Origin of the sequence: Acinetobacter sp. WCHA45 (assembly GCF_002165255.2) — a bacterium.
GTDB lineage: Bacteria > Pseudomonadota > Gammaproteobacteria > Pseudomonadales > Moraxellaceae > Acinetobacter.
Map to the genome: position 1 here is coordinate 168,083 of NZ_CP028561.1, position 21,546 is coordinate 189,628.

The 21,546-nt window shown below is 39.2% G+C and carries 18 protein-coding genes and 1 tRNA gene; 12 read left to right on the forward strand and 7 right to left on the reverse strand.

The features are described from left to right. Window positions 1-138: 138 nt before the first annotated feature. The 6 genes from CDG55_RS01990 to CDG55_RS02015 all read left to right on the forward strand — a co-directional run bounded on the left by CDG55_RS01990 (window position 139) and on the right by CDG55_RS02015 (window position 7,092). Window positions 139-1,221, forward strand: a complete 1,083-nt coding sequence (locus CDG55_RS01990) for a DUF475 domain-containing protein (protein ID WP_005156777.1) — start codon at window positions 139-141, stop codon at window positions 1,219-1,221. 151 nt (window positions 1,222-1,372) lie between these two features. Continuing rightward, window positions 1,373-2,737 (forward strand): MFS transporter, encoded by a 1,365-nt coding sequence (locus CDG55_RS01995; protein WP_034602552.1) that lies wholly within the window; start codon window positions 1,373-1,375, stop codon window positions 2,735-2,737. A 51-nt stretch (window positions 2,738-2,788) separates the two neighbouring features. Then, window positions 2,789-3,373: a single-stranded DNA-binding protein gene (gene ssb, locus CDG55_RS02000; protein ID WP_005156773.1), complete on the forward strand. Its 585-nt coding sequence runs from the start codon at window positions 2,789-2,791 to the stop codon at window positions 3,371-3,373. A 293-nt stretch (window positions 3,374-3,666) separates the two neighbouring features. Next, complete coding sequence (locus CDG55_RS02005; protein WP_087537026.1) at window positions 3,667-4,527, forward strand: pirin family protein; 861 nt, start codon at window positions 3,667-3,669, stop codon at window positions 4,525-4,527. A 436-nt stretch (window positions 4,528-4,963) separates the two neighbouring features. After that, the gene (locus CDG55_RS02010) at window positions 4,964-6,262 is read left to right on the forward strand and encodes an FAD-dependent oxidoreductase (protein WP_087537025.1); all 1,299 of its coding nucleotides are present in this window, start codon (window positions 4,964-4,966) and stop codon (window positions 6,260-6,262) included. Window positions 6,263-6,264: 2 nt separating this feature from the next. Further along, the gene (locus CDG55_RS02015; RefSeq protein WP_087537024.1) at window positions 6,265-7,092 is read left to right on the forward strand and encodes an SAM-dependent methyltransferase; all 828 of its coding nucleotides are present in this window, start codon (window positions 6,265-6,267) and stop codon (window positions 7,090-7,092) included. Between the two features lie 48 nt (window positions 7,093-7,140). Here CDG55_RS02015 and CDG55_RS02020 read toward each other — a convergent pair. The 3 genes from CDG55_RS02020 to fic form a co-directional block, all read right to left on the reverse strand. Further along, window positions 7,141-7,216, reverse strand: a tRNA-Thr gene (locus CDG55_RS02020). A gap of 711 nt (window positions 7,217-7,927) precedes the next feature. Continuing rightward, window positions 7,928-8,188, reverse strand: coding sequence for a helix-turn-helix domain-containing protein (locus CDG55_RS02030; RefSeq protein ID WP_087537022.1), 261 nt, complete (start codon window positions 8,186-8,188; stop codon window positions 7,928-7,930). Between the two features lie 133 nt (window positions 8,189-8,321). Continuing rightward, window positions 8,322-9,437, reverse strand: coding sequence for a protein adenylyltransferase Fic (gene fic / locus CDG55_RS02035; RefSeq protein ID WP_087537021.1), 1,116 nt, complete (start codon window positions 9,435-9,437; stop codon window positions 8,322-8,324). A gap of 366 nt (window positions 9,438-9,803) precedes the next feature. Between fic and CDG55_RS02040 the strand changes: the two genes are divergently transcribed. The 3 genes from CDG55_RS02040 (at window position 9,804) to CDG55_RS02055 (ending at window position 14,613) form a co-directional block, all read left to right on the forward strand. Next, window positions 9,804-12,557, forward strand: coding sequence for a hypothetical protein (locus CDG55_RS02040; RefSeq protein ID WP_162620825.1), 2,754 nt, complete (start codon window positions 9,804-9,806; stop codon window positions 12,555-12,557). Between the two features lie 774 nt (window positions 12,558-13,331). Further along, entirely contained in the window at window positions 13,332-14,240 is a 909-nt protein-coding gene (locus CDG55_RS02050) for a YagK/YfjJ domain-containing protein (RefSeq protein ID WP_087537019.1), read from the forward strand. A gap of 100 nt (window positions 14,241-14,340) precedes the next feature. Then, window positions 14,341-14,613, forward strand: coding sequence for a hypothetical protein (locus CDG55_RS02055; protein WP_087537018.1), 273 nt, complete (start codon window positions 14,341-14,343; stop codon window positions 14,611-14,613). A 54-nt stretch (window positions 14,614-14,667) separates the two neighbouring features. On the opposite strand, the gene CDG55_RS02060 is transcribed toward CDG55_RS02055, so the two are convergent. From CDG55_RS02060 to CDG55_RS02075, 4 genes are all read right to left on the reverse strand, one after another. Further along, entirely contained in the window at window positions 14,668-15,111 is a 444-nt protein-coding gene (locus CDG55_RS02060) for a hypothetical protein (protein ID WP_087537522.1), read from the reverse strand. Window positions 15,112-15,169: 58 nt separating this feature from the next. After that, window positions 15,170-15,997 carry a hypothetical protein gene (locus tag CDG55_RS02065; RefSeq protein ID WP_087537521.1) on the reverse strand — a complete coding sequence of 276 codons (828 nt, stop codon included), beginning with the start codon at window positions 15,995-15,997 and terminating at the stop codon, window positions 15,170-15,172. 68 nt (window positions 15,998-16,065) lie between these two features. Further along, entirely contained in the window at window positions 16,066-16,593 is a 528-nt protein-coding gene (locus CDG55_RS02070) for a DUF1566 domain-containing protein (RefSeq protein WP_087537520.1), read from the reverse strand. A 33-nt stretch (window positions 16,594-16,626) separates the two neighbouring features. After that, window positions 16,627-17,673, reverse strand: a complete 1,047-nt coding sequence (locus CDG55_RS02075) for a DUF1566 domain-containing protein (protein WP_111313901.1) — start codon at window positions 17,671-17,673, stop codon at window positions 16,627-16,629. A gap of 468 nt (window positions 17,674-18,141) precedes the next feature. Here CDG55_RS02075 and CDG55_RS02080 point away from each other — a divergent pair, with 468 nt between their 5' ends. The 3 genes from CDG55_RS02080 to CDG55_RS02090 all read left to right on the forward strand — a co-directional run bounded on the left by CDG55_RS02080 (window position 18,142) and on the right by CDG55_RS02090 (window position 21,496). Beyond that, a complete protein-coding gene (locus CDG55_RS02080; RefSeq protein WP_111313902.1) occupies window positions 18,142-19,212 on the forward strand; it encodes a DUF932 domain-containing protein in 1,071 nt (356 codons plus the stop codon). A 103-nt stretch (window positions 19,213-19,315) separates the two neighbouring features. Beyond that, entirely contained in the window at window positions 19,316-20,428 is a 1,113-nt protein-coding gene (locus tag CDG55_RS02085; protein ID WP_087535919.1) for a YqaJ viral recombinase family protein, read from the forward strand. A 171-nt stretch (window positions 20,429-20,599) separates the two neighbouring features. Further along, on the forward strand, window positions 20,600-21,496 hold the full coding sequence (locus tag CDG55_RS02090) for a hydrolase or metal-binding protein (protein ID WP_087535920.1): 897 nt from the start codon (window positions 20,600-20,602) through the stop codon (window positions 21,494-21,496). Window positions 21,497-21,546: the final 50 nt, after the last annotated feature.

Consider the following 21,546-nt stretch of genomic DNA (forward strand, 5'->3'; position numbering starts at 1 on the left):
TCTTTCAGCACTATAACAGAGTCTGGTTTGGATGGTTTCTTTTGCCAAACAAGTCCAACAATCTTTTCTCTTTTTGGGTCGAAACTCGCCTACAATAGCTACATTTTTATAACTCAACGATTTCGCATAAGGCTGTTCATGAAGCATTTTCGTTTTTCTATATTCTTTACGGTAGTGTGTTTAGCACTATCTGCCTATTGGGGCTACACGCATGGCCCTGAAGCAGGCGTAGCTACGATGCTTAAAGCATTGACCATTACTGCGATCTTGGCCGTAATGGAAGTTTCGCTATCCTTTGATAATGCTGTGGTAAATGCTTCGGTATTACGTAATTGGGATCATTTTTGGAAAATGATTTTTTTAACGGTGGGTATTCTAATCGCCGTGTTTGGTATGCGTTTGATTTTCCCTGTCGTTATTGTTGCTGTGACGGCAGATATGGGCATGATTGAAGTCGCTAAAATGGCATTGAATGATCCAAAAACCTATTCAGAACGTTTAATGGCACATCATGCTGAAATTTCAGCGTTTGGTGGTACTTTCCTGTTAATGGTGTTTTTAAACTTCTTCTTTGATGATGGTAAAGAAACGCATTGGTTTAAGTGGTTAGAAGCAAAATTAGCAAATTTAGCCAGTGTACCTGCCATGTCTGTTTTTCTCGCATTGATTGCCATGATTATTATGGCAGCCAATGTTGAAGAGTCTGTACGTTTGGCTGTGACCATGGCAGGGATTTGGGGTATTGTCGTATATATTGGCGTACAGGTGCTTAGTCATCTCCTTGGTGGTGAGCCAGAGATTGATGAAAATGGTAATGCGGTTACGCATGATGCAAATGGCGCTGCTTCAGGTGTCGTGAAAGCTGGTTTTGGTGGTTTTTTATATCTTGAAGTCCTAGATGCATCGTTCAGTTTTGATGGTGTGATCGGTGCATTCGCGATTACCAGTGATGTTGTCATTATTATGTTAGGTCTTGCGATTGGTGCAATGTTTGTCCGTTCAATGACCATCTATCTTGTTGAAAAGGGCACGTTAGATGCTTATATTTTCTTGGAACATGGTGCGCATTATGCGATTGGCGCTTTGGCATTTATCATGATCGCAAGTGGTACAGGCTTACATGTACCTGAAGTTGTAACGGGCTTGATCGGGGTTGCCTTTATCGTTTGGGCCGTGATCGCATCGATTCAATATAGCAAGCGAGAACAGCAAGCTTCTTAAGCTTATTTTCAGCTAAGTGGTATATTTTAAATAAAGGAGCACGATTTGCTCCTTTATTTTTTCTCCTAAAGATTGTGTTTTTCATAATCTACTTACAACCTTGTTAAGCGAATCGCTTATAATTCGCTAAGCCAGTTATAGTGTCTTATCAATAATGAATGCTTTAGAACGCCGTTCAACTTTTGCCTTAAGCAGCATTTTTGCCTTACGCATGTTGGGTTTGTTCATGATTATTCCTGTCTTTTCAGTGGCAGGACAATCTTATCAATATGCCACGCCTGCCCTCATTGGTTTAGCTGTAGGGGTCTATGGTTTAACACAAGCAATTTTGCAGATTCCGTTTAGTTTGTTGGCTGATCGTTTTAGTCGTAAACCATTGGTTGTACTGGGTTTGCTCTTATTTGCGATTGGTGGTGCGATAGCAGGTTTATCTGACACAATTTATGGTGTGATTATTGGTCGTGCGATTGCAGGTGCAGGTGCAGTTTCAGCCGTAGTCATGGCTTTACTGGCCGATGTGACCCGTGAAGAACAGCGGACTAAAGCCATGGCAGCGATGGGGATGAGTATTGGCTTGTCTTTCGTAGTGGCATTTAGTTTAGGGCCTTGGCTCACTAGCTTAGTCGGTATTTCTGGACTATTTTTCGTGACAACGATTATGGGATTGGCTGCGATTTTGATGTTATTGCTCGTGCCTAAAGTCACACGACATCATCGCAATTTCCAACAAGGTTATTTATCGCAGTTGAAACAAGTCATTCAAATGGGCGATCTGAATCGCTTACATGTCTCTGTTTTTTCTCTGCACTTATTGCTCACGGCAATGTTTATTTATATTCCTTCTCAGTTGATTGAATATGCACAAATTCCACTGGCAAAACATGGTTTGATTTATTTACCATTATTGGTGCTGAGTCTGTTCTTTGCTTTCCCAAGTATTATTATTGCTGAAAAATATCGCAAAATGCGTGGTATTTTCTTGTCAGCAATTGCTGGAATTATTGTGGGTTTACTGATTCTTATTTTTGGTTATGAATCGAAATATGTATTGCTCGCAGGGCTTGGTATTTTCTTTATCGCCTTCAATGTCATGGAAGCGTTATTGCCATCTTGGTTATCGAAAGTTGCACCTATTCAATCTAAAGCAACTGCGATGGGAATAAATGCCAGTAGCCAATTCTTAGGTGCTTTTTTTGGGGGTACTTTGGGCGGACAGCTTCTGATGTTACAGAATACTGCACTTGGCTGGAGTGTCCTCTCTGGGATTGCTATACTTTGGTTGTTGGTCAGTTTTGGGCTGGCTCAACCTCGATATTTGTCTTCAATTGTGTTGCCTCTACCTCAAATGACACAAACGGACGAATGGACTTCAAAATTGTTGGCAATTCGTGGTATTGAAGAAGTCGTGGTGATGCCTGAACAACAAGTTGCTTATATTAAAGTCGATAAACAGTGTATAGATGATGCTGGACGACAAGATTTAACGCACTTGATTGGCAAAGAGGTAGCCATTTAAACATAACTCTTATAAAGTAAAACATAGAAATATATAGGATGAAGACAGCTAATGCGTGGTGTGAATAAAGTTATTTTAGTAGGTACTTTGGGTAAAGATCCTGAAACCAAAACTTTTCCAAATGGTGGATCCCTGACTCAATTTTCGATTGCAACAAGTGAGTCTTGGACAGATAAGAATACAGGCGAGCGTAAAGAACAAACAGAATGGCATCGTATTGTGTTACACAACCGTTTAGGCGAAATTGCACAGCAATATTTGCGTAAAGGTTCAAAAGTTTATATCGAAGGTTCATTACGTACTCGTCAATGGACAGATCAAAACGGTCAAGAGCGTTACAGTACTGAAATTCGTGGCGATCAAATGCAAATGTTAGATACGCGTCAACAAAGCGAACAAGGCGGCGGTGACTTTAATCAACCACGTTTTAATAACAACAATAACCAAGGTGGTGGTTACCAAAATACGGGTTATAACAACAACCAAAATGGTTATGGTCAGGGCGGAGGTTTTGCTGGCGGTAATCAAGGTAATTATGCTGGTAGTCCACAAGCAGGAAATGGTTTTAATACACCAAAATCAGCACCTCAGCCTGCGACTGCCCCTGCTGATTTAGATGATGATTTACCATTTTAGCACACCCTAGAGAGTAGGTTTTGTTAAATTGTTTTAGATCTTCTGATTCAAAAAAGGCATGAACTTGGTTTTATGCCTTTTTTTATTTTTAAAAAAATATTGAATTTTACTTACTCGCTATTTTTTATACAGCAAATGTCAACAGACCCTAATTTAGTACTAAATTATCTATAAAATTTAAGATTGTCCTGTTTGTGGAATAATTTGTTGTTAAACCATATCTATAAGCGTTGATCATCAAGGCGTAAAATGAGTCTCAAGAAAAGAATTTCTACCTGAATAGGAGAAACTAAATGAAGAAAGTTCTTGGTATCTATCAAAATAAAAATATGCACTGGGTTGGTGATGGTTTCCCTGTGTACAATTTGTTTTCTTATGATCGTTTGGGACAAGCGATTAGCCCATTTTTACTTTTAGATTATGCAGCGCCGTACCGTTTTGAACCAACAACTGCTCAACAAGGAGTGGGTACCCATCCGCACCGCGGTTTTAAGACCGTAACGATTGCCTATCAAGGTGAAGTGACACATAAGGATTCAAGTGGTGGCGGTGGTACAATTAAAGCTGGTGATGTGCAATGGATGACAGCTGGAGGTGGTGTTCTACATCAAGAATTTCATTCCCCTGAATTTGCTCATCAAGGTGGTTTGTTTGAAATGGTACAACTATGGGTAAATTTGCCAGCTCATTCGAAAATGACGCCTGCAAAATATCAAGCTATTGAAGCAACAGATATCCAAAGCATTCACTTGGATGATGTAGGGAGTGAATTGCGTGTGATTGCTGGGCAATATCAAGAGACAATTGGCGCAGCTACAACATTCAGTCCAGTCAATGTTTGGGATGGTAAAATTGTGGCGGGTCAAGCACACACGTTTTATGTGACCGAAGGACATACCACATTGTTGGTGCTACTTTCTGGTGAGGTGATTTTAAATGATGCTCAACACATTGCAGCACCAAGCTTGGTTGTACTGAGCCGTGAAGAAATTGATTTTAAGATCAAGGCTGAGCAAGACAGTAAATTCTTGATTTTAACAGGTCAACCTTTGAATGAACCGATTGAAGGTTATGGGCCATTTGTTATGAATAGCAAAGCTGAGATTAAAGATGCGATCAATGATTTCAATCGTGGTAAATTTGGCAGCATGTAAAGCTTAATTTTCCTTATATACAGACACATATAACAAAGCCCATAACTCCTTTAAAGTTATGGGCTTTCGCTATAAGGCTCTCTATTGATTGTTTTAATATTAGGTCACTTATTATTATCCAGTTTGTTACGTGACTCGATTCTGATTATTATTTAATCACAATAGCGCTAAATTTCAGCTTTGCAAAGTCCCTAACAGGGTAAAAATGGAAAAATAAAGAATGTTATGTATATTTATTTAATGTATAAAAAAATATAGTTAATATTATCATTGATTTAAGCTTAAAATAAGAAGTGTGTTAAAATGTAACAATAAGTGAATGGACACATTAAGACAAAAGTTTAGCTTAAATGCAGAATATGGTATTTTTTAATACCGTATTTAGGTTAACTATCAGTCATAATCAAGAAAAATCATCAACTGATGGGACATAATTTTGGATATTGCAATTATCGGCAGTGGTATGGCAGGACTTGCCTCAGCCAGAATCCTACATGATGCAGGACATAACGTAACGATATTCGAAGCACTTGCTGGGCGCGGCATGGACAGTCACAGTATAGACTTTGATGGGGGCTTAATTGATGCACCATTACGTGTGATGAACCCAAAACTTTGGAAAAATACTTTAAGTTTAGCCAGCTATTTGGGAATAGAAACGTTCCCTGTGCGTACATTTATGGCTTGTAGTTGGTTATTTGAAGATAAAACAGATACTTGGCTAACAACTTCACGTAGCCGAATTGGAAATTTCCCAATTATTAATAACCGTAAAGGGATACAGCAATATGGCTGGCGTCTGGTAAAAGGGATGCTACAACTCAAAACAGCTGTACATCAATTTTTCAAATCAGATAATCAAGACATCACCCTAGCTGAGTTCATGAATCAATACCATATTGAGGAAGTGTTCTGGCATGGTACGGTAATGCCAGTGCTTTATACCATTTGCACATGCCATCCAAAAACGATTGGTGAGTGGCCAGCCAAGCCCCTATTAGAATTTATTCGCCAACTCACAGAAGGTGAAGCTTTATTGCGAATGAAAGGGGGAACACCTGCACTCGTGAATCGACTCATTGATGGAATTACTATCCATAGTGGCTCACCTGTTGAAAAAGTAGAAGAACAAGGCGATAAGATTTTGGTAGAAAATGGACAAGGTGCAAGCCAATTGTTCGATCGAGTTGTTATTGCAACACCAACACCAGCCATTGAAAATTTTCTCAAGCAACCACAATTTGCAGATGATATTGCATTACTGAAAAAGTTCCGTTTTGAACAAGGTGATTTGGTTATTCACACCGATCCAATCGTGATGCCACAACGCCGTAAAGATTGGGCAGTATTAAGTTATATGATGGATCGGAATTTTAGCCGCCAGCAATTCACTGTGTGGATTAATTCAATCGAACCAAGCCTAGTCGGCAAAAATGCCGTATTCCAAACTTGGTGCCCTGTAATTGATATTGACCCTAAGAAAATTATTTCTAAGGTACAGCTCACCCGTGCTGTTGTTGATTCAGAGACAGTTGCATTGAATAAACAAATTCAAAAACGTCATTTAGACCTCAATCGTAAAGTGTTTTATTGTGGTTCGTGGTCATGTGATGGATTACCAATTTTAGAATCTGCGGTGACCTCGGCGATGCATATTTCTGAAATTTTAGGTGCGCCATTGCCTTTCGTTGGGCTTAAACCGAAAGTTTCAGTTGCGCCAGAACTGGGTTATTAAATATGGCTTACTCCAAGCAAGGATGGATTGAGAAAGTTTTCGGACATAAATATGCAATAGATGCAAAACGTCTCGGAGATGATTCTCTACTTGCTTGGAGTAATTTAGGTTATTGGCAGAACCAATATGATGATTACCCACAGGCTTGCCAAAGCCTAGCGGATCAAATCGCTGCTTCTATTCAACTCAAACAATCTGATCATGTTTTAGATCTGGGCTGTGGACAGGGAGCAAGTCTTTTACATTGGCTTAGGTATTATCAGATTCAACAACTCAGTGCGGTTGAGCTACAGCCAGAATATGCCAAACGAATTCAAAAACAATTAGCCCAAGTTCAAATTCATTGTGGATCATTTTTGAATTTAAACGCACTGCAACTTTTAAATTTATTTGATGTAGTGCTGTGTATAGATGCAGCTTATCACAGTGATTTGAATTCATTTCTCAATTCGACATCTTTGGTTTTGAATTCAAAAGGTCGAATTGCATTTCATTATTTGATGTGGTCAGATGCTTGGCGAGAGTGTTCAAATTTAAAAAAACAACAATACCGTTATTTGCTCAAAAGCGCTGATGTAAATTGGCAAAATTTAATGGGTGAACAACAATTAACACAAAAGCTTATACAAAAAGGATTTACCCAGATTGAAATTCAGGATTTTTCCGAACCTGTTTTAAATGGTTTTGCTGTCTATATTGAAAATAAGAGAAAACAAAGGAAACATTTTGACTTGGCACAATTAAAAATTGATATGACAGCAAAGTTATGTAGAAAACTCTATCAAGATGGTTTAGTGCATTATATTCAGGTCAGCGCAGTTAAAAATTAGGCAATAAAAAAGGCTTAATCTTTAAAAGTAAGCCTTTTTTGAATTTGATGGTGCCGGCACACGGATTCGAACTGTGGACCTACTGATTACAAGTCAGTTGCTCTACCAACTGAGCTATGCCGGCAACGTGGCGATAATTCTACAGAATCTATTTAAAAAAACAAGCGAAAAAATGAGCAAACAGATAAATTTAATTTGATTGTTGATTTTTTATCAATTCCCCCCAAATTGACCGCAGTAAATTCCAATCAATCAATGGTTTTAAATAGCTTTCAACCTAGGATTTGAAGCTAATTCCATGGAAATTTGGGGGTCAAAATTTGGCTGATTCTGATTTATACCGACAAATATACCGACAAAGTTGTCGGTATACTACCGTTATTCGCCGTAGTGTATTGGGCATAAAAAAAGCCTAAACCCTTTAGGTCTAAGCTTTTCAGACATCGTCGGATGTCGTCTGAAATAATCTTGGCGAGAGAGGGAATAAACTTTTTAATTTAAATATATGATAATTAATGGAACTTTTAAATAGTATTTTTTATTTTACCCCCAGTTATACCCCCAACTACATGAAGGTAGGGACGCTGAATCGCCAAGGGAAAAATTTACATCGAGGCTCACCTCTGCTGTTCTTAATTATACATGAATTTCTATTTTCCCTTAAGTATCTTAAAGATGAGCCGCTAGACACCTGCAACAGTAAGATCAATTGTTTGGTGAATAACATCCAGTATAAATATTTTCTTCCCAGAACGTCTTTTAAAACTGGGACTATATTCCCAGTTTTTGTAGAAAAATAGAAATACATTCCGTATGCGGGTAAAATTAAAAGTATTTATTCATCATCCTCAGAGAACATGCTCTCAATCTGATCCCAGTCGGGTAGAGTGTGTTTCTTTTCAGTGACTTCAAATTGTAAGCCAACAGCATCCAATACATGTTCAAAAATATAAAAAGCTCCAGTAAAACGTCCATTCTCAATTTCGGAAATAGTGGTTTTATTGATTCGTATCAATTCAGATAACTTTAGTTGTGTGTATCCGAGAGATTTTCTTGCTGCACGTACTTTTTTGCCAATCTTAGCTCCACTTGCCATAGTCTGCTCTCGGGTTAATAAGTTAGCCATATGGCTAATTTAATTAATTGATCTACTATAAATAAGAAACATTTCTATTGTAGGTATGAATATGCACTGTAGTAAAAACTCAGATAGTTTACTTGAGCTACGTCTACGAATTGCTATAAGGGCTAAATTGGTTTTCATTACTGGTTACGAGGTGCAAAAGCTTTGGATGTAGAAATAACTTTTCCTTGCCAACAGCGATTTCTTCTAGCACTCCTAACTCAACTAATTTCTTTAGATAGGTGGATGCAGCTTGCCTTTTGGCAATGCCTTTGTCCACCAGATTAGAAATACGGCAATAGGGTTGTTCAAAAATTACATCAACTAATTCCCTTGAGTAAATCTTTTCAGCATGGTTTTTAATGTATTCGATGCTATGTTCATGCAATTGTTGGATCGCTTTGATTTTGGCAATTGTCCATTCACTACTATTTTTCACTGCCTGTAGCATGAATAAAATCCATTCTTGCCAATTTTCTTGTGTAGTTACACTCAATAGCAGTTCGTAGTATCTAGCTTTATTTTGACTGATAAAACGGCTCAGATAGAGGGTTGGCAAGGTGAGTAGTTGCTGATCCATCAAATACAGAATATTGAGAGTTCGTCCTGTACGCCCATTGCCATCAACAAAAGGATGAATGGCTTCAAACTGATAATGAGCAATTGCCATTTTGACTAATGGATCGATGTCTTCGTTGTAATGTAAAAATTGATCTAGGTTTGATAACAGGTTACGGATGGTTTCCTGCCCATAGGGTGGCGTGTAAATTACCGTCCCTGTGTAGCTATTTTTCAATGCTGTGCCTGTAGTTGCACGGATATCCAAATCCACACCTTTAATCGTTTGACATATTTCGATAGCGGTACGTGTATTTAGAGGACGTTCTGAAATGGACTGCATACCTTTATAGAGTGCCGTTCGACACCTTAAGGCTTCTTTTGTGGCGTGGTCAGCTTGATCATCATGACCGTGTGCGTGCTGGAATAGCTTGTCTGTAGTGGTGACAATATTCTCAATTTCAGAGCTGTCCTTTGCTTCCAATAGGGAAATGATATTAATCAGGATCGTTTGGTTCGGGATAAGTTCGCCTGCCTGCTTTAACTCAGCCAATGCTGCTCTGGCTTCAATACATAGCTTGAGTACTGTCTTGGTCTCTACATCCTGTTCAGGTGGTAATGGGGGGAGATCGTTATATGGTTCAGTTGCTTTCCATTGGGTCATCGTATTTATTCCAGTATTTATTGTTATGTCGATACGAATAGGAAAAATCGACATGAGCGTAAGTTATGTCGATAGCATAAACATGATAGGAGGTTATGTCGATAAAAATTAAAAAAATCGACATGACTGATGTTGATGGCATAATCGAATGATGATTTATCTAATGGAATAATAGATGTTTAAAACTGGATAATTTTGTTTATTTTATTGGAATTTTAATCTAGATTTTTTATATTTTAAAGTGTATAGCATAGAAAATACCTACGTTATATGTAGTATATTAGCTAAATATTTATCTGTTTACTAAAGGCTATCAGGTTTTATTTTACAGAGTTATTAATTGTATTGAATCAATAGGTGGATGACGTGTATACAGACCGACCGAAACATGCTGGTACCTATCCTAAGAGTTACGATTCAGATGTGTATTTGATCAGGGATGAAGATCTTTTTCGTCTCTTGAAAAAAAGATATGACCATAAATGGGCAAGCTACAAAGATCGCAGTAAAAAGATTTCTGAGGGCATTTTTTTTGAAACTATATGTCTATTGGAGAATCTAGAACGTCAGCTTGGCTTGGTTTATGACAGAGCCTATCCTACACGGGATGAATTTTTCGTTGCCCAAGAACATGGCGATGAACAAAGACTAAATCAGATTATAAGGTTTTATGAAGAATTGCGTGTTGAGCGTGACTTAATTGATTGTGCACGACCAACGCACTTTTTTAGTAAGAATGTAAAATCCTATATTGCGTACCTTACGAAGTATCCTGATTCTCCTTTTTGGAAAAAAGGGGGTGAGTGGAAAGTTGAAACATTTCCCCACGAAGCTATTTTTGATTTCTTCGAGAAGTATTTGGGTGGTGTACATGTAGGGCAGACAGAACCAATAACTTTGATTGAGGAGTCAGCAGTAGAAAAACAGTCTGAGTTAGATGAAATAAGTCAACAACAGAAACTTGCTGAATCGGAAAATATAAAAAAGATCGATCCAGTAGCAGTCGAGCTATTTGCTGATGAAATGAAGATAGATGTTTTTGAAAAGTTTGAAAAAGGTAAAAATCAATTTAATCAATTTCTGGCAAAACATAAGTCATTACGTGTAATGTGCCTTGAGATCAAATTGACACCACAAGAAACTACAATAAAAAAGATGTGGGTTACGTTAGGCAAGAAGAGGGATGGTTTACAAGGTTGTTTTCGTTTACTGGCGGATAGGTATGGTTTGCTTGCTGAGTATTCACGTATTGAGATTGGACAAAATGCAAGCCTTATTTTACAGTGGGTATTATTGTTTAAAGGCCATGGTTCGTTGGATTTAAGAATGGTTCGGGCAGCTATCCAACAAGAATTAGAATTACAGATGAATGCTAATGACCATTGGGGTACTGAGCCTTTTAAAGTTGATATACGTGATTTGGGGCGCCTGTTCCACTTGGTGGATAGTAAATACAAAGATGTCATTAAGGCACGTTCTAAGTCAGAAAGGCAGGCATTTGAATATTGGGTACTTGGCTACTTATATTGTGTTGATTATTTCCTTAAGCCTAATCTCTCATGCATAGCTGATAGTCCTTATGTGGATAGACATGATGAACATTCTGTTTCGCTAGGGATAATTGAAAGACCTCCTGTTAATAATCAGAGTATCAGTCATCGGCAACATCAGACCAAAACGGAAATTGAAAGAATTGATAATTTTATTGATTTGGACTTCAGTACTGAAAGTAAGAAGATTTGGAAAAATAATAATTTACCAAAAAAGGCCAAAGATGATTTAAAGCTGTTAGCATTACTTTATTTGCAATACAAAAACAAGTTGCCTATAGGGTGGAGAGAGCAGGAGAACTGTGTACAGTTATTAGTATCTATTGAGCATTTCATGCGGTTGATCCAGCACAACCCAATTCAGGCATTGATTGAAGAATATTTGCCACAAAGTCAGATTGAAAAATCGCCCTTGAAATGTTTATCACAGCAAGCAAAGCAGTATTTGGTGATAGGGCAACAGTTAAATCAACTTGGTCTTAGTTTAATAGAACAAATAAGGGACTTAGCCTATGTTGGGTGGCGGGTAAGAGTATTTCTGCGCCTGTTTGTGGAGAATCCATGGAGTTTTCAGAAAAGTTTGTCTGGGGTAGATAATCTTAAGTCATATCTGACCCGTTTTAAGGATGTAGAATATTATCGTGCTAAAACTTTAAAAGGGGAACCTATCTTATTTGACATTGAAAAACAGGAAGTAGTTAGTGTCAAACGCAATCAAGCTAAAGCAAAATATTATTTAAATAAAGCAATCAAGCACGATGTATTTGCTTTTCGGATGGAGTTTTCCTATCAACCAAATGAAGCTTTTACCCCAACGGAGAATGTTACAGCGTTTAATGCGTTGCTTACAGACTTTTTAAAAAATTTGAACCGTACCAGAAAAATCAGTGGTGAGAGTCTAGTTGCTTATGTGGGTACACGTGTATTTATAGATAATGTGCTAAATGCTGATATTACAATGATTTTTAGTGCTAAGAATTTATTGGATTATGATGATCAGAAAAATAAAGTTCATATGGTTGAAACCAGCACAAAGGTAAGTGAGTACTGGAAATTCTATATTTCTACAAAAGAGCAAAAAATTTCTAAGAATAAAAAAGCATCAGCAGCCACACGACCAAACTACATGAATGTTTTTAAAGATGGGAATCTTAAAGCTGAATCATGCCAATTGATAACATCTGGGAACCCTTCCGATATTTTACTTATTAGATATCATGACAGTAAAACATTAGGGTTGTTCAAAGCTGAAATTGCAGATTTTTATTCGGCTCATGGGCTGTTGTGCCGATGGAAATTTGATGTGCTAGAAAATCTTATCCCGAGTGAAGAAAGTGATCGTAGTAAAAATATGGATCAGTTTTTGAAAGGGCATGTAGTTTCAGATAAAAGAAAACAATCAAAACCTAAACAGGCAACTACTTTAGTTCAGTCAAAAATTGAGGAAGCTGAGAGTGTCGATCAGCAACATGTTGATAAGAAAGAGCAAGTAATTTCCTCTGATGACCTTAGATCTAAATTCATTCAACGGGTTCTTGATGCGGTAGAGAGTAGTAAATGTGATATCTAGTAATAAATATGAAGCGGAAAAATAGTATTGAGCCTGAAAATGCAATTTTGATATTAATTTTACATAACTTAATGATTATTTGAGCGAAATCAGCTCAGTCTAATCATTGAGGAGAATTCAGAATGAATATATTTGTTGGTGAAACCTTTACCATGCATCTGATCATCGATCTAAAGCACGTTGTGTTCTTTAAAGAGGTATCAGCCGCCACTATTACAGGCTTATAAACACTAAAATGAGGTGTTATGACCTACATTTTCGAAGCCTATATATTTAACCACTGGTCGGATTGATTAGTCTGTTCTGGAAGTGCATCAATGGATTGAGAACAAGTTGAATAGCCGATGAGTGTGTCTATATGGGAGCTTTAGCCTCCATCATTTTATTTATAATTTTCTTAGGTTGGAGATAACTTCCGCTTCCATATCGTTGAAAGGGATAGCTTAAAAACATGATTTCCAGCAACTACTCCGTTGTGTCTATGGAGATATATTTTGTTTGAAGAGATGAAATGCTGGCTAAATGCCTATTCTTATACTTGGTTCATGTGTGTTTGCTTAGTAGGTTATTAATATTATTAAATATTAATAATAATGTGATATTGCAACTATTACAAATAACAGTATTACAGAACATCATGGTACAAACTATATGGAAATCTGAAGAGATATAATTACTCAGTTTTATTTACAGTCTCGACAAGAGTGATCACCTGTAATTCAAAACATATTTCACCTCTCTTATGTAGCGTCATAACACATAGGAGATTAGGTCATGAATCGTTACCCAACATGTAATCACTCAAAGTTAATAATCGAAATAGAGGCATTTGTTAAACGAACCATATCTGACAGACGTGCATGGGATGGCTTTAAGCAAGAACTTGTGAGCCTCATACAGAAAATAAACTATGAATATGATGCTAGCCTATGGTATTCAGCCTATATTCAAGCTTTTCTAGAGTTGAAAAAGCAAAATACCATTTATGGCAAGGTTGACTATGCACAACTGAATAAGATGACATTTAATGAAATCAAAAATATCTTTCATCGCTTTGTACGACATCATGAAAGGGAAGTAGATGAATTTGAAGAATCAGAGGCACATAACCGTCAGCAACTAATCACCTATATTGATCAATTAATTCAGCACTATAGCAAGCTGTTATTTGTCAGGGTGGACTTGGCTTATTTGAAAGAAGAACACGCCAATATTGATATTCGTTTATTTAGGGATGATGTCCGTAAGCTTATTGGATATATTCAGGATGGGGACAAGTGTTTTAGTGATCTAGAGGGATATGCTTGGGCATTAGAACAAGGGGAAGAAAAAGGCTACCATTGCCATTTATTATTGATTTATAACGGTGCAGTGAGAAAACAAGATTACTACTATGCCAATGAGGTAATTGAGCGCTGGAAGCAGATAACGCAACAAGATGGCTATGGTTTTAATTGTAACAGTACGGAGCATAAAGAACAGTTTAGAAAGCTGGATAAACTAGGTGTTGGGATGATTTATCGAACTGATCATAAGTCTGTGGAAAATGCGAAGAGTGCATGTTCATATTTGGTCAACCCCGAAAAGACTGATCAGTACCTACGTGTGAAACCTTATAGAATGCGTACTTTTGGCACAGGCAGCTATCGTCGTAATTATCGTCGTTATCGGAATAATTCATAATCTATAAATAATCTTGGATATGTACCATCTAGATGAGAAACATCTTCTCTTTATTGGCTTACCACAATGGTAAGCCTTTCTTATTTCAGAGGTACATCTTATGCAAATCAATTGTCCATATTGCCATTCAGAGCATGTGATCCGTGTTGTACAAAATAGCGGTTCACAAGCTGGCAACCAAAGTCTGGCATCGTCAGCATCATTTGCCACGATGGGTGCTGCATTATCAAAAACCTTGCCTGTGTCCCCCTTGGTTGGAGGGATTGCTGGAGCCGTAGTCGGTGGTTTATTGGGTACAGTGTTTGGTTCTGCTTCAACCCAAACTGTGCAGACTTGCTTTCAATGCCAGCATTGTGGGCAATCCTTTTACTGAAGAAAGACAGGGAAGCAATTTATGCCTCCCTGTTTTTTGAGGGTCATAAATTCTTTATTTAACTGCAACAAGCATGAAGAGCCTATTACCCATTCCGTTTTTACCTTTGTCCAGAACCTTAAACTTGCCTGTTAATCGCCCCGTCTGTGTATTCCATTTTACATATGGCGAGCATCTCTGAATGCTATTCTCCGCATTTGGATTATCAATTTTGTCACAATCGATATAGATATCATAATAGAGCTTGCCTTTAGGCGGGATATAGAATGTTGGACTTACGCCTTTATATCCATAGCTGATGTCATCATATTCACTAGGGTCTTTAATGGTAAGGTCGAGTTGAACCAGTTTATTATTATTTTTTTGCATAAACTGTGCGAATTTAGGGTCTGATTTGGGGATACCTTTATAGCTTGGTAGTGGATTTGCATATAGGCCACATGAGGTTGCTAACAATGCACCGAGTAAAGTGGTTTTGAATACATTTATATTTTTCATATTTAATTCCTTTTTGGCTGTTGACCATGCCGTTTACTCATGGCAATACGTTCGTTATTTAGTACCGAGACTTCATTACGAATTCTTTGTCCTTGTCAACGAGCAGACGTACCTCTTTAACATCGACTCCATCACAATGTAGTCTTAACTTGAAATTCTGCCCAAATTGAAGAATATTGTTTTGGTCTCCAATGATGTGAACAGGACAATTACCTCGATTGACACTAATTTTGTTGAGTTCTACGGGATTATCTGACTCTGATGAAATAACGAGGGTGTATATAGTGGTAGATTGATTTCCAAAACTCATGTTTTGGCTTTCAATATGATAAGAAAATTGGTAATGGGGTTGTTCTTGCGCCGCTTGTTGCTCTTGATGATATTGAGCCAGTTCACCACACTCTTTTTGAATATCTGAACTTAGCCTGTTTCCATATTCAGGAAAAATCACATCATCTACCAAACAAGAATTGGCAGAACACACTAATTCGTAAACAATCGATTCCCGACCAAGATTGGCAATAACCTGACCCTGTTGATTTAAGCTATAGCTGAAATTCATTTTGGTATAGTCAGGAGCCTGTGACATCATGATAACGTCGCTATTGTATCCACAGATTTCCCCAGGAAACTGTTTGGTCATCTCTAGGATTGACTTAAATCTATCTGTGGAATAACGAGGAAGTGTGTCGTTGCCAGATTCTACTTTTTGAGTTTCAGCGTACATTTGTTTAATCGCATATAACTTCAATTGGTCAAGTCTGGAATGTTCGGCTGGTTTAGCTTCAGTTGTTTGAGGCTGTTTAATATCAGGTTCCTGTTTACTGCAAGCGGTCAGTAGCAGGAAAGATGCTGAGATCATCCATGCCTTATTTGGCTTATTCATAGACCTTTCCTCCATAAGGCATGACGATCACCTGAATAAGCAGCACTCAGGCAATCGACAAAAATGTTTTAATTGGAATTTCTAACAGCACGAACATTAAATTTTTTGGCAGTCTTGTAGTAAATGGAATCACTATTGACTGTACCTTCCTCAAAATTGACTGACCACGCATAACGGTTATCACTGGCCTTTGGAGATGATGACCAATAGTCATTGATGGCAGTTGTCGGAAAAATTGTTTCATTGATGGCAGGGCTTACACAGGCTTCTTCAACCAAAGTTTGTAATTCCTTTACATTGGGCAAGCGATAACCGTTACCCAAAGCTTTGGTTTTTTGTAATGCTTCTGACCATGTATAGCTCTGTGGTGTACCGTAACATTGATTATTTGCCCACATTTGCCCTACGCTACAACGTTGCCAGATCAGACCTGTTTTAATGTCTTTCACTTCGCTGCCATTGCTACCTTCAACAATTTGGTAACGTGTGTCAGGTACAACTTTTTTGATTTGGCTGTTACAGGTTTGTGCATAAGTAGTGTGAGCCAATAAGGTACTCATAACAGTAATCAACAAAGCGTTATAAGATGCTTTCATTTTAGAATCCTTTTTTATCTTTAAGTGGTGTTGTTATTGGCTGGCACGTACCGCACGGATATGTCCCATATAGTCCTTGAAAGCAGGACTGGCTGCACCATCCTTAAAGTCAGACATCCATGCCTGAGTACTTTGTTTCGCACTCGTGGTTGATGACCAATAACGATCTACAACAGTCGTATTGGTAAAGATAGGATTTAAAGAGGGTTGATTTGATGAGTAATCTGTCAGATTGATCAGTTCACTACGGGTTGGTAATCGCCAGTCACTATAACCACAATAGTTAGCTTTATTCAGGGCTTCGATATAAGCAGTTGTATTACAACTTGTTAGCGTAGAGCCACAGGTAGTCGAGCTAGCCTGCGAACCTGCATTGCCACCATTGGTTTGAGTATTCGCATTGAACCAAGAGTAACGCCAGTTGCTGTCACGTAATTTTGCATCTGCGGTTTTTTGTTCCCAGACTAAACCAGTGATCTGATCCTTGATACACTCATCATTGTTATGTTTTATCAGGCTATAGGTCATTTTTTTCCCAGCCTGAACTTCAGCATCCTGTCCTAAGCCGAGTAGTTCACCCAGATTAGATGCGTTACAAACAAGGTTATTTTTATCATTCGTACCACACAAGGTAATACCTGTTGTCGTCAGCACTGGCAAGATGGTGGATGAAGCGGAAACAGGGAGTGCTGCAAGTGTTTTACCATTACCAGCCTGATTGGCTTCAATGGTACATACGCCAACACTAAACATTTCAACTTTTTGCTGACCAAGATCACCAGTAATACGGCAATGATCAACCGTTTTACTGGTATATGTAAGTACTAAGCCTGCACTGGATTGAGCAGATAAAGACACTGTTTGGTCTACATTGATTGAGTTGGGTAAGGTTAGACCTGTGATGGTTTGAGCGACTTTGTCCTTACAAATATTTCCCTCAAGATACTGGGTATTTGTACAGGTTGGAGTAGGGATTGGTTCAGGTTTTACTTCTGTAGAGTTGTTATTGCCGCCATTACCACCGCCACAAGCAGTTAATACCATAGCCCCGCAAAGGATTGATAACTTATATTTTTCCATGTTAATAGAATTCTCTTAGGGAAAAGAAGTTCTACCAAAACATTATTATGGTGGCAGAACGAGAGAGGGTTGACAGACTGGATTGGATTGACACCAGCACACTCGAAAGTGTCCCACTCCCGTCCTACCGCAACGGGAGGAGACGAGATATACCCTCAAAATTATCCCTCAGAAAAGAATAACTCTGATGCAACCCAATAAGCGGTCTGTCAAAACCGACTGGCAATGTAGGCCAGCATGGGAATCATAATCGCTGAAAAAGAACACGTCAATTTATTGATTCAGAAAAATTAAATGATGAACAAAATGAATTTAAACAAATTTCAGATATATACCATCTAGGTGAATCAATGTATTCAAAAGCATTTAACAACTTCTCACTTTGGCCTGCTCCCCCAGCAGGCCTTTTTTTATGCACAAAATCTGAATTTGCATCATGCAATTTCAATCTTTTAAAAGGAAAACCATATGGCACATTTAGTTGAAACTATGGCATTTGTAGGACAAACCCCTTGGCATGGCCTAGGCAATGAACTCACACCAAACCAACCCATTGAGGTCTGGGCACAACAGGCAGGCATGGACTGGCGCATTGAGTCTTCGGATGTTAGCTACATGGCACAAAATGAAAAAGGGCAGAGCATCATCATGCCGTTTGAGGAACAACGGGTGCTGTACCGCTCTGATACCCATGCACCTTTATCCGTCGTTAGCCAACGCTTTCAGGAAGTACAGCCCATGGAAATCCTGCATTTCTACAAAGACCTGACTGAACAATCAGGTTTTGAACTGGAAACCGCAGGGGTACTGAAAGGTGGCAAGAAATTCTGGGCACTAGCTAAAACAGGACAAAGCTCAGCTTTAAAAGGCAAGGATATCAGTAATGGCTACATTTTATTGGCAACTGCCTGTGATGGAACCCTTGCCACCACAGCACAATTTACTTCGATTCGTGTGGTGTGTAACAACACTTTAGCGATTGCACTCAAAGCACACAACAGCACAGCGAACAATGCTGGTGTGGTCAAGGTTCCCCACAGTACCCGATTTGATGCAGAGAAAGTGAAACAGCAACTCGGCATCTCGGTTCGTGCATGGGATGAGCACATGTATGAAATGAAACAACTCAGCCAGCGTAAAGTGACACAGCAGGAAGCCGCAGCCTATTTTGATGCAGTGTTTAACAATACCAGCCTGAGTATTGCCGAGCAGGATGAAAGTATTGTCCAGTTCTACCGTAATGCAGCAATGCCAAATCAAGTACCAGTAATATCCACAACGAACAAAGCTGACAATAAAACTGAACCCAATGGGCGTGCCATGTCCAAGGTGATGACCATGTTTAATGGACATGGGCGAGGGGCTGAACTTAGCTCAGCCAAGGATACCGCCTACGGTTTGTTGTGCAGTATCACGGAATTTGTTGACCACGAGCGTCGAGCCATGAGTCAGGACTACCGTCTTGATTCGGCTTGGTTCGGTGCGGGTGCAGTTGTTAAACAGCGTGGACTGGAACAGGCCTTAAGAATGATTGCCTAAATTAGCCTAAGCAAACTTAACTCAAATTTATTTTCTAAAGCTGCATCTTCGGATGCAGCTTTTTTATGCCGCAAATTTCCATTTTACCCACTAGGACAGTCCAATGAATATCAATACCCAGATTCAATACACCCTAAACCATCCACCACTACAACCTTATTTACCGAACCTAAACCAACAGAGTCAGCAGATTGAAGTTGGGACACGAAGCAAACGTCTACCCCGAAAAGCAAAAATACCCACAGCCAAACGCTTTGCCAACACCAAGCAGATGAACTACCAGCAATGGCTTGAAGTCCGAAAACAGGGCATCGGTAGCAGTGATGCCGCCACCGCCTGTGGACTTAATCCTTATCTGTCGATGCTGGAACTGTGGATGATTAAAACAGGTCGGATGCAACAAAATATTGAGGACGAAAGTGCAGGCTATGCACCCTTGTACTGGGGTAAACAACTTGAACCCTTGGTGGCTGAATACTACAGCATGCACACCAACCACAAAGTCCGTCGAGTCAATGCAGTGCTGCAACATCCTGATGAAGACAAACACTTTATGTTGGCTAATTTGGATTATGCCGTGGTGGGCAATGAAGAAGTTCAAATCTTAGAATGTAAAACTGTAGGCGAGTACGGCTCAAAACTATGGCGGGATGGTGTACCACTGTATGTACTATGCCAAGTACAACATCAACTCGCAGTAACAGGCAAACAGGCAGCACATATCTGTGCCTTGATCTGTGGGCATGAAACTAAAATCTTCAAAGTCACACGCAATGAAACCGTGATTCAACACCTGATTAATGCCGAACGTCACTTCTGGCAATGTGTGGAATCGGATATTCCACCCAGTGTTGATGCTTCAGATTCAGCAGCCAAAGCCCTGCAACAACTCTACCCTGAACAAGTACCCTTACTGGTGGAAGACCTCACCCAAAATGAACAGGCCAACTACTTATTCAACCAGCTTATAGAGGAGAAGCACAAGGTTGAACAGCACCAGCAGTATTTCGATGAGCTGAAACATCAACTGCAAATGATGATGAAAGAGGCTGAGCGAGCGGTATTTACAGGTGGTTCAGTCACTTGGAAAAAGTCACAAGACTCTATCAGCCTAGACAGCAAATCCTTGCTTAAACAATACCCTGAATATTTACAGCAGTTTCCTCAAACCAAAGCAGGAACAAGGCGTTTTCAGATTTATCCCAATGGTGGATAAAGTGACCTAAAAATTCCTTCAAATTCAAAAATGACAAAAGCCGCCCCTGTTCTTCCCGAGGGAAGAACAATATGGACGGGCTTTTGCTGATCGATCACATCTATTTATTCAATATTTCCAACGTTTCACATAAAGCAGTGAATCAGTAAGAAAATACCAGAGGACATACCTATGATTAAAGGTTTAGCCATCACACCACCTGTTTTAGGTCGTATTAGCATCGGCAAGATTGTCGAAAAGAACGGAAAACGACTGCCTGAACGGGACGACCAATTTACCATCACCAGTCAGATTCAGAACAAGGACGGCTGGGTGAAACATCCATTGGATGAGCAGTTACGTGCCAAGGCACAAAACCAGAAACTGAGAACCATACCTGTACGGATGATCTTTAATGATCCTGAACTAAACCTGCGGGCAGAGTACAGCCTGTTTGACCGCCAGACTGGACGCTTGATCTGTTCAGGCAATGGGGAAACCTGTCAGCGACTTGGGCAAAATGGTATTGAACAGCATCTATGTCCATCCCCTGATTTATGTCCACTGGCGCAAGGTGGGCTATGCAAACCCTACGGTAGGCTGTATGTCAATTTGGATGAATCAGATGAATTTGGCACATTCATCTTTAGAACCACAGGCTTTAATAGTATCCGTACTTTGGCGGCACGGTTGCGTTACTACCATGCTGCATCAGGTGATTTGCTTTCATGCCTACCTTTACAACTGACTTTAAGAGGTAAAAGCACCACCCAAAGCTACCGTACCCCGATTTACTACGTGGACTTAACTTTACGTGATGGGATCAATTTACAGGAGGCAATTATCTCAGCCAAGCAGATGGATGAACAAAGCAAGGTGGCAGGATTTTATCAGGAGGCGTTGGATCATGTGGCACGGCAGGGTTATGGCAATGCAAGCTTTGAGGTGGGTGGAGAAGAGGGTTTGGATATTGTTGAGGAGTTTTACAGTGATGAATCGAAGCCAGAGCAGCAACAACAAACTCATGACTTAGGCCATGTTCAGGATATTCAGAAAGGTTTGCAACAGTCGGTACAGGCCTTGAACTAGTAAAAATAATTTCTTACGGAATTGGCCTATTGTTTGAGCGAAATGCGCTC

Coding starts and splice junctions, on each gene's coding strand:
- CDG55_RS02085 (WP_087535919.1), top strand. CDS start 19,316: ATGAATATCAATACCCAGATTCAATACACCCTAAACCATCCACCACTA.
- CDG55_RS01990 (WP_005156777.1), top strand. CDS start 139: ATGAAGCATTTTCGTTTTTCTATATTCTTTACGGTAGTGTGTTTAGCA.
- CDG55_RS02070 (WP_087537520.1), bottom strand. CDS start 16,593: ATGAAAGCATCTTATAACGCTTTGTTGATTACTGTTATGAGTACCTTA.
- CDG55_RS02090 (WP_087535920.1), top strand. CDS start 20,600: ATGATTAAAGGTTTAGCCATCACACCACCTGTTTTAGGTCGTATTAGC.
- CDG55_RS02015 (WP_087537024.1), top strand. CDS start 6,265: ATGGCTTACTCCAAGCAAGGATGGATTGAGAAAGTTTTCGGACATAAA.
- CDG55_RS02055 (WP_087537018.1), top strand. CDS start 14,341: ATGCAAATCAATTGTCCATATTGCCATTCAGAGCATGTGATCCGTGTT.
- CDG55_RS02060 (WP_087537522.1), bottom strand. CDS start 15,111: ATGAAAAATATAAATGTATTCAAAACCACTTTACTCGGTGCATTGTTA.
- CDG55_RS02030 (WP_087537022.1), bottom strand. CDS start 8,188: ATGGCAAGTGGAGCTAAGATTGGCAAAAAAGTACGTGCAGCAAGAAAA.
- CDG55_RS02005 (WP_087537026.1), top strand. CDS start 3,667: ATGAAGAAAGTTCTTGGTATCTATCAAAATAAAAATATGCACTGGGTT.
- CDG55_RS02080 (WP_111313902.1), top strand. CDS start 18,142: ATGGCACATTTAGTTGAAACTATGGCATTTGTAGGACAAACCCCTTGG.
- CDG55_RS02075 (WP_111313901.1), bottom strand. CDS start 17,673: ATGGAAAAATATAAGTTATCAATCCTTTGCGGGGCTATGGTATTAACT.
- fic (WP_087537021.1), bottom strand. CDS start 9,437: ATGACCCAATGGAAAGCAACTGAACCATATAACGATCTCCCCCCATTA.
- CDG55_RS02050 (WP_087537019.1), top strand. CDS start 13,332: ATGAATCGTTACCCAACATGTAATCACTCAAAGTTAATAATCGAAATA.
- CDG55_RS02065 (WP_087537521.1), bottom strand. CDS start 15,997: ATGAATAAGCCAAATAAGGCATGGATGATCTCAGCATCTTTCCTGCTA.
- ssb (WP_005156773.1), top strand. CDS start 2,789: ATGCGTGGTGTGAATAAAGTTATTTTAGTAGGTACTTTGGGTAAAGAT.